The 8,001-nt window shown below is 57.8% G+C and carries 6 protein-coding genes, 2 tRNA genes and 1 pseudogene; 2 read left to right on the top strand and 7 right to left on the bottom strand.

The features are described from left to right. Positions 1 to 10: 10 nt before the first annotated feature. Together ACIOZM_RS20475 and ACIOZM_RS20470 are read right to left on the bottom strand one after the other, a co-directional pair. Positions 11 to 87, bottom strand: a tRNA-Met gene (locus ACIOZM_RS20475). Between the two features lie 219 nt (positions 88 to 306). Then, a tRNA-Met gene (locus ACIOZM_RS20470) sits at positions 307 to 383 on the bottom strand. A 281-nt stretch (positions 384 to 664) separates the two neighbouring features. On the opposite strand from ACIOZM_RS20470, the gene dinB reads away from it, so the two are divergent. Continuing rightward, positions 665 to 1,726: a DNA polymerase IV gene (gene dinB / locus ACIOZM_RS20465; protein WP_401216641.1), complete on the top strand. Its 1,062-nt coding sequence runs from the start codon at positions 665 to 667 to the stop codon at positions 1,724 to 1,726. A gap of 104 nt (positions 1,727 to 1,830) precedes the next feature. Here dinB and ACIOZM_RS20460 read toward each other — a convergent pair whose 3' ends face one another. The 4 genes from ACIOZM_RS20460 to ACIOZM_RS20445 form a co-directional block, all read right to left on the bottom strand. Continuing rightward, entirely contained in the window at positions 1,831 to 2,781 is a 951-nt protein-coding gene (locus tag ACIOZM_RS20460) for a hypothetical protein (protein WP_401216639.1), read from the bottom strand. Positions 2,782 to 2,798: 17 nt separating this feature from the next. Continuing rightward, positions 2,799 to 4,514, bottom strand: coding sequence for a proline--tRNA ligase (locus ACIOZM_RS20455; protein WP_401216637.1), 1,716 nt, complete (start codon positions 4,512 to 4,514; stop codon positions 2,799 to 2,801). 129 nt (positions 4,515 to 4,643) lie between these two features. Further along, complete coding sequence (locus ACIOZM_RS20450; RefSeq protein WP_401216636.1) at positions 4,644 to 6,203, bottom strand: AmpG family muropeptide MFS transporter; 1,560 nt, start codon at positions 6,201 to 6,203, stop codon at positions 4,644 to 4,646. A gap of 43 nt (positions 6,204 to 6,246) precedes the next feature. Next, entirely contained in the window at positions 6,247 to 6,600 is a 354-nt protein-coding gene (locus ACIOZM_RS20445) for an MGMT family protein (RefSeq protein WP_401216635.1), read from the bottom strand. Positions 6,601 to 6,763: 163 nt separating this feature from the next. Between ACIOZM_RS20445 and ACIOZM_RS20440 the strand changes: the two genes are divergently transcribed. Further along, positions 6,764 to 7,771: a DUF481 domain-containing protein gene (locus ACIOZM_RS20440; protein ID WP_401216633.1), complete on the top strand. Its 1,008-nt coding sequence runs from the start codon at positions 6,764 to 6,766 to the stop codon at positions 7,769 to 7,771. 150 nt (positions 7,772 to 7,921) lie between these two features. On the opposite strand, the pseudogene ACIOZM_RS20435 reads toward ACIOZM_RS20440, so the two are convergent. Next, positions 7,922 to 8,001: pseudogene (locus tag ACIOZM_RS20435) on the bottom strand (cold-shock protein); the annotation flags it as partial.

The following is an 8,001-nucleotide window of genomic DNA, read 5'->3' as shown; positions in this document are numbered from 1 at the left end:
TTTTGATGTTTGGTTGCGGGAGCCGGATTTGAACCGACGACCTTCGGGTTATGAGCCCGACGAGCTACCAGACTGCTCCATCCCGCGTCTGTGTGGCGGCATTCTACAGACGAACGACGAGGTGTCAACTGATAATCTGCAGAAGGGTCAAATAAGCGTGAATTAGCGTCAAACGGTAGCGGGGCATTCGTTAAGTTTCGGAAATGCAACGAATTCCTGTTTGGCGGACTCGCTCGACGCAGACTGAATCTGAAAAACAAACGCGCACAAAAAAGGCCACTCTTTCGAGTAGCCTTTTTTGATGTTTGGTTGCGGGAGCCGGATTTGAACCGACGACCTTCGGGTTATGAGCCCGACGAGCTACCAGACTGCTCCATCCCGCGTCTGTGTGTCGGCATTCTACAGAGGATCGCAGGGGTGTCAACCGTCAAGTCAGATAAAATCTGTTCCTGTTCAATCGGTTAGCGCTGTTTGCAGGTGTTCGAAACGGCTGAGGGGCAGGCAGGGCAAGGCTTTCAGCTCTATCAGAGCCCCGCCTTCGATTGAGAAAATAAATTCAAATGCCTTTTCCTACAGTTGGAAAAGAACATTCATACCACTGGTGCTATATACAGGTGCCAGTGAGATACTGCCGATCCGGCTCGCCAATACTTCCTTTTCTGCCATGACTCAGCGAAAAATCATCCACGTCGATTGTGATTGTTTCTACGCCGCGATCGAGATGCGTGACGACCCGAACCTTGCCGGCAAGCCTTTGGCGGTGGGTGGTTCGGCGGATCGGCGTGGGGTAATCGCCACCTGCAACTATGAGGCGCGGGCTTATGGCGTGCGTTCGGCGATGTCATCCGGGCATGCTTTAAAGCTGTGTCCGGATCTGACCATCGTCAAACCGCGAATGGATGCCTATCGCGAAGCCTCTAAGGAAATTCATACGATCTTCAGCGATTACACCGACCTGATCGAACCGTTGTCGCTCGACGAAGCCTACCTCGACGTGTCCGACAGTGCGCATTTCGGGGGCAGTGCGACGCGCATCGCTCAGGACATTCGGCGGCGGGTCTCCAATCAATTGCATATCACGGTGTCTGCCGGCGTGGCGCCAAACAAGTTTCTGGCGAAAATTGCCAGCGACTGGAAAAAGCCCAATGGCTTGTTCGTGATCACCCCGGATCAGATCGAAGACTTCGTCAGTGGCCTGCCAGTGAGCAAGCTGCACGGCGTCGGCAAAGTCACGGCTGACAAGTTAGGCAGGCTGGGGATCGTTGACTGCATGCAGTTACGCGAGTGGGACAAGCTGACGCTGGTGCGCGAATTCGGCAGTTTTGGTGAGCGATTGTGGAGTCTGGCGCGTGGGATCGATGATCGACTGGTGCATAACGACAGCCGTCGTCAGTCGATCAGCGTCGAAAACACTTACGACGTTGATCTGCCGGACCTGCGCAGTTGCCTGGACAAATTGCCGGAGCTGCTGGAAACCCTCAAAACCCGTATGGCGCGTATCGACAGCAGCTATCGACCGGGCAAGCCGTTCGTCAAAGTGAAATTCCATGACTTTACCCAGACCACGCTGGAGCAGGCCGGGGCAGGGCGTGATCTCGGCAGTTATCAGTTGATGCTGACGCAGGCGTTCAATAGAGGTGGCAAACCGGTGCGGTTGCTGGGGGTGGGGGTGCGGCTGGAGGACTTGCGGGGCGGGTTTGAGCAGATGGAGTTGTTTGAGCGGTAGTCTTGCGTTGGATGAAAGGGCCTCATCGCGAGCAGGCTCGCTCCCACACTTGATTCGTGGCGTTCACAAATGTCCTGTGGGAGCGAGCCTGCTCGCGATTGGCCTTAATTCGGCCCCGGATCAGCCACCAGGCGGCCATCCTTGGTCAGAGACTTGAGAAACTCAGCCTGCAATTCAGGATCGTTACGGGTCAGCTCGATCAGGCTCTGTTCCAGCTCGCTGGCTTCTTCTTCAAGACCCAGCTCCGACAGCCGTTTGACCCGGTGCACCCACTCGCTGACTTCGTCATCTTCCAGATCGTCGTAAATCAAGCCATGCGCTTCCAGCAACTTGCTGCGCAGGTGGCTGCTGATGATCAGGGATGAATTGCTATGCACGTCATCCTTGGCGTCTTCGACGCTGATCTGCAGTTTGCCGACATGATTGAGGTCATTTTCGGCGAACGGACTGTCCAGCAGGTTCAGGCGCAGCACGCCGTTACGGTCGGTGGTCATGTCGAACGACTGCTTGCCGGCCTTGACCTGCACCGGACGCTCGCTCCATGGCAGGCTCGAATACTCCGTGCGCTTGTCGCGCTGGACTTCATCGATACCGGCCAGGTTCTGTTGCGCGCGACCATGGGACTGCACGTTCATGAACGGGTTGAGCCCGGCGAAACCGTAACTCAGCCAGTCCTTGGTCACGCTGTCCGGCAGATTGCCGAGGGCGAAGACGTTGACGATATTGGCGCCGACACCGGCCACCACCGCCACCGCGCCCAGCGGAATCTCGTAGATTTCGCGCCAGGGTTGATAAGGCGTGTAGCGGTCGTAACGACGCGTGACCTCGAACTCGGTGACTTCGAAAGTCTTCTGTTCGTTGATCTTCACGCGTCGTTGCGGCAGCTCAAGCTCCTTAGGCTCACCGACGTCGATCTGCAGGCTGTGATCGAGCAACTTACGCTCGACCCGCTCTTCGTGCTCGCTGCGCTGTGACATTTGATTGGCGCAGCCGCTGACCAGCAGGGCACCGCACAGGGCGGTGCCACCGAGGCCTAAGGTGTTTCGCTTGAACATGAGGTCTCTATCTGGAATCAGCGGCGGATACGGGCCTGAAGGAAGGACACCACATCGGCGACCGGCAGCGCTTGCGCTTCGGACTCGGTACGGCTCTTGTATTCCAGGTTGCCTTCGGCGAGGCCGCGGTCACTGACCACGATCCGGTGAGGAATGCCGATCAGCTCCATGTCCGCGAACTTGATGCCCGGGCTGGTTTTCTTGTCGCGATCATCCAGCAGCACTTCGAAGCCGGCAGCGGTGAGTTCCGCGTACAGCTTGTCGGTGGCTTCGCGCACCTGCTCGGTTTCATAACGCAGCGGTACCAAAGCGATCTGGAACGGCGCCAGGGTGTCGCTCCAGATGATGCCTTTTTCGTCGTTGTTCTGCTCGATGGCCGCAGCCACCACGCGGGACACGCCAATGCCGTAGCAACCCATTTCCAGGGTTACCGGCTTGCCGTTCTCGCCCAGCACTTCGCACTTCATCGCCTTGCTGTACTTGTTGCCCAGCTGGAAGATGTGCCCGACTTCGATGCCGCGCTTGATTTCCAGCGTGCCTTTACCGTCAGGGCTAGGGTCGCCGGCAACCACGTTACGCAGGTCGGCAACGGTTGGAACTGGCAGATCGCGCTCCCAGTTCACGCCGAAGTAGTGCTTGTCGTCGATGTTCGCGCCGATACCGAAGTCGCTCATCAGCTCGACCGAGCGGTCGATGATGATCGGCAATGGCAGGTTCAGCGGGCCGAGCGAACCGGCGCCGGCGCCAATCGCGTCACGCAGTTCGGCGTCGGAAGCCATGACCAGCGGGCTGGCAACGCCTGGTTGCTGGGCAGCCTTGATCTCATTGAGTTCGTGGTCGCCACGGATGACCAGAGCGATCAGCTTGCCTTCTTCTTCGGCGTGGACGATCAGGGTCTTGATGGTCTTTTCAATCGGCAGACCGAACTTTTCCACCAGCGCAGCAATGGTCTTGGTGTCTGGGGTATCGACCAGGCGCAACTCTTCAGTCGCTGCGCCGCGCGAGGTTTCCCGTGGCACGGCTTCGGCTTTCTCGATGTTCGCTGCGTAGTCGGAGACATTGCTGAAGGCGATGTCGTCTTCACCAGACTCGGCCAGTACGTGGAACTCGTGGGAGCCGGCGCCACCGATCGAGCCGTTGTCGGCTTCAACCGGACGGAACTTCAGGCCCAGACGGGTGAAGATATTGCAGTACGCCAGGTGCATGCGGTCGTAGGTGACCTGCAGCGACGGTTGGTCGGCGTGGAAGGAGTACGAGTCCTTCATGATGAATTCGCGGCCGCGCATCAAACCGAAGCGTGGACGGATTTCGTCACGGAATTTGGTCTGGATCTGATACAGGTTGATTGGCAGCTGTTTGTAGCTGCTCAACTCGTTGCGCATCAGGTCGGTGATCACTTCTTCGTGAGTCGGGCCGGCGCAGAAATCGCGACCGTGGCGGTCTTTGATGCGCAGCAGTTCAGGGCCGTATTCTTCCCAGCGACCCGATTCCTGCCACAGCTCGGCCGGTTGGGTGCTCGGCATCAACACTTCAAGAGAGCCGGCGGCGTTCATTTCTTCGCGAACGATGGCTTCTACCTTGCGCATAACCCGCAGGCCCATGGGCAGCCAGGTGTACAGGCCGGAGGCGAGTTTACGGATCATGCCGGCGCGCAGCATCAACTGATGGCTGATTACTACCGCATCGGAAGGCGTTTCTTTCTGTGTGGCGAGCAAAAATTGACTGGTGCGCATGGTTGGCCGTTGTCGGTTGCTGAGACTGGATATGACGGAGCAGTGTACCGGCGAGACTTGCTGACGTACAGAAGTGTGGCCGGCGGTGAAGTGCAAGGGCGGGATTCCTCCCGCCACAGCTGAAATGTCCTACGACTCTTCTGCGACGGGCGTCGGTACGGGCTCGGGCGTCGGTGTCGGGCCTTCGCGGCGGCTTTCCTGGAACCAGTGCAGAGCAATCAGCACCAGAGTCGGAACGCCGAGCAGGGCGGTGATCATGAAGAAGTTGTGGTAGCCGAACTTCTCGACCATTACTCCGGAATAGCCGCCTATGAGGCGTGGCAGCAGGAGCATGATCGAGCTGAGCAGGGCGTATTGCGTTGCCGAGAACTTCAGGTTGGTCAGGCTCGACAGATAGGCGACAAATGCTGAAGTGGCCAGTCCCGAACTGAAGTTGTCGAGGGAAATGGTCACGATCAGCATTTTCAGGTTCGGGCCCATGTCGGCGAGCATCACGAACAGCAGGTTGGTGGCTGCCGAACATGCTCCGCCGATGAACAGGATCGGCAGAATGCCGAAGCGCACGATCAGCAGGCCACCCATGCCGGCGCCGAGCAGGGTCATGATCAGGCCGAAGACTTTACTGACGCTGGCGATCTGATCCTTGGTGAAGCCCTGGTCGATATAGAACACGTTGGCCATCACGCCCATGACCGTGTCCGACATTCGATAGGTGGCGATCAGCCCGAGCAGCAGCAGGGCCTGCCAGCGATAACGCAGGATGAAATCGTTGACCGGTGTCAGCACCGGCGCCAAGCCACGGCGGCCCATGGTCGACAGGCATAGCGCGGTGAGCAGGGTATAGAGGATGGCACGCAGGAATGCACGATCTTCCAGCAATAGATCGAGCGGGCTGACGCCGCCAAACAGCACGCTGGAAAAGTCGGTGTTGTAGAGCTGGGTGAACATCGCCGGTACGGACACCAGCAATACGATCAGCACAAATACCGAGGCCAGTTGATGTCCGAAGCTGTAGCGTCCGGCCTGCAATTGCGTGCGCAGCGGTACTGGCGGTTCACGCATGAACAGGGTTGTGAGCAGCGCGGGAACCATCAGCAACCCGAATAGTGCGTAGGTGCCGGCCCAGGCCGAATGTTGATAGTTGAAACCGGTCGAGCCGAAACCCTCGGCGAAGAACAGTGCTCCGGCGGTCGCCAGCAATGCAGCGACGCGATAGCCGGACATATAGCTGGCAGCAAGTGCGGCCTGGCGGTTGTCTTCGGCAATTTCCAGGCGATAGGCATCGACTGCAATGTCTTGAGTTGCAGAGGCGAAAGCTACGACCACGGCAATGGCGATCAGCCAGGACAGGTGTTTCTGCGGATCACAGAAACCCATGCCGATCAGACCAAGGATCACCAGCGTCTGCGAGAGCACCAGCCACGAACGGCGACGACCGAGCTTGCCCAGCAGGGGCAGGCGCCATTGGTCGAGCAGCGGTGACCAGACCCATTTGAACGCATAGGCCAGACCGATCAGGCTGGCATAGCCGATGGTTTCACGGGCCACACCGGCTTCACGCAGCCAGACGGAAAGCGTGGAAAACACCAGCATGTACGGCAGGCCGGCGGCGAAACCCAGCAACAACAGCACGAGCGTCGAAGGACTGGCATAAGCGGCTAGCGCGGCGCGCCAGGTTTTACGGGGCATGGGCTGAAGTCTGCCTCAAGATTGCGAAAACAAAGCGCGCACTCTAACCGCTGTGCTCTACCGGACGCCAGCCATGGCGCCGAATATCCACACGATTGTTCAGGATGGAGATGCCTTCCGTGCGTAATCGTGCCCTCTGTTCGTCCCCTGAAGGGCTACCCACTGGCAGACTGATCCGGCCACCAGCGCCAAGAACCCGGTGCCAGGGCAGTCGGGTGTCACCGGGTAGTTGACTCAAGGTGCGGCCGACCCAGCGGGCGGCGCGCCCCAAACCAGCCAGTTCGGCCAACTGACCATAGCTGACGACCTTGCCTTCCGGCACTTGGGCGAGGGTCGAGTAGAGCGCCGTGCGTCGGATTTGCGCTTCGCTGTCGGGCTCGTGGGTTTTCTCTGTCACCTGCGCGGTTCCTGAACATGGTCGGGTTAAGGAGTTTAAGCGTAATCCGTGCAGCGCCAGTTGAGAAATGAACTCAACGGAAATCGTCCGGTCAGTCCTTGTCAGGGTCTTATTCCTACGGATAATGCCGACCTTTTTCGCAAACTGAGCCTTTGATTCGCTTATGTTCTCCAGAACTTTGCTGTGCCTTGCCGTTTTCAGCGCCTCCACGCCCCTGCTTGCCGATACCGTCTGGTTAAAGAACGGTGACAAGTTGAGCGGCAAAATTTCTGTGTTCGACGGCGGCAAGTTGCTGATCCAGACCCAGTACGCGGGTGCGGTCACCATTGACTGGAAACAGGTCAAGACGCTGGAGAGCGATCAGGAATTGCTGGTCAAGCAGGATGCTTACACTGGTGAAAAGGCCAAGTCACTGACCGCTGCCGATGATGGCAAGGTCACTTTGGCCAACGGTGAAGCACCGAAAACCGTGGAGCTGGCAAGTATTCAACAGATTCTCAAACCGAAACCGGTGGTCGAGGATCTGGTCTGGAAAGGCAATGTCGGTCTGGCGCTGGATTATCAGCGAGCGGAAAAAGACACCGACGATTACGACATCGATTTCAAGACCACCGCACGCCATGGTCGCTGGCGGCACACCGCCGAGGGCGAGTACAACCGCGAAGTCCAGGATGAGCAGGTCACGACCAATAACTGGCGCGCCGAATACGCACTCGACCGCTTCCTGACAGACAAGTGGTTCTGGCAGGGGCGTTTGAACTACAAGCGTGATTTCGTTGAAGAGCTGTCTCGTCAGCGCGTGGTCGGTACCGGCCCTGGTTACCAGTTCTGGGATGACGAATTGGGAGCGTTCTCGCTGGGTTCGCTGCTCAACCGTACCGATTACGAGTACAGCGATGGTGGCAAGGACAATTTCTACTCGGTCGCCATGAAGTGGGATTACAACCGTTACCTGATCGGCAAGAAGGTCGAGTTCTTCACCAACGGCGAACTGGGCAAACCACTTTCCGACGTCGCCAACTATGCGCTGGATGCGGAGATGGGCTTGCGCTACAAGGTCACTGATTGGGCGTCGCTCAACCTCAAGGCTGAGCGCGACATCATCAGCGGCACCAAGGATGCTGATCTGAACAAGACCCGGTATACCGCAGGGTTTGGCGTAGCCTGGTAAGCCTTTAGAAGATCAACAGATCACAGCCTTCGGCAACTCCAACAGAGAATTGGGTTGCTGGAGGTTGTGATTTTTTTGTGGGTGCAAAACAGACGCCCACAAAAAAGCCCCGCTTTTAAGGGCGGGGCTTTTTACTAAAGAAGCTACAAGTTAGATAACTTGTACTTCCTCAGCTTGCATGCCTTTCTGACCGCGGGTAGCGATGAAAGAAACCTGTTGGCCTTCTTTCA

The organism is Pseudomonas sp. NPDC087346 (genome assembly GCF_044744235.1).
Classification (GTDB): Bacteria; Pseudomonadota; Gammaproteobacteria; order Pseudomonadales; family Pseudomonadaceae; genus Aquipseudomonas.
The sequence above is the reverse complement of the archived record's forward strand: the minus strand, read 5'-3'. Positions and strand labels throughout refer to the sequence as shown.

Excerpts from the sequence above, each read along its gene's own strand:
- dinB (WP_401216641.1), top strand. The coding sequence starts at position 665 with ATGACTCAGCGAAAAATCATCCACGTCGATTGTGATTGTTTCTACGCC.
- ACIOZM_RS20455 (WP_401216637.1), bottom strand. The coding sequence starts at position 4,514 with ATGCGCACCAGTCAATTTTTGCTCGCCACACAGAAAGAAACGCCTTCC.
- ACIOZM_RS20450 (WP_401216636.1), bottom strand. The coding sequence starts at position 6,203 with ATGCCCCGTAAAACCTGGCGCGCCGCGCTAGCCGCTTATGCCAGTCCT.
- ACIOZM_RS20440 (WP_401216633.1), top strand. The coding sequence starts at position 6,764 with ATGTTCTCCAGAACTTTGCTGTGCCTTGCCGTTTTCAGCGCCTCCACG.
- ACIOZM_RS20460 (WP_401216639.1), bottom strand. The coding sequence starts at position 2,781 with ATGTTCAAGCGAAACACCTTAGGCCTCGGTGGCACCGCCCTGTGCGGT.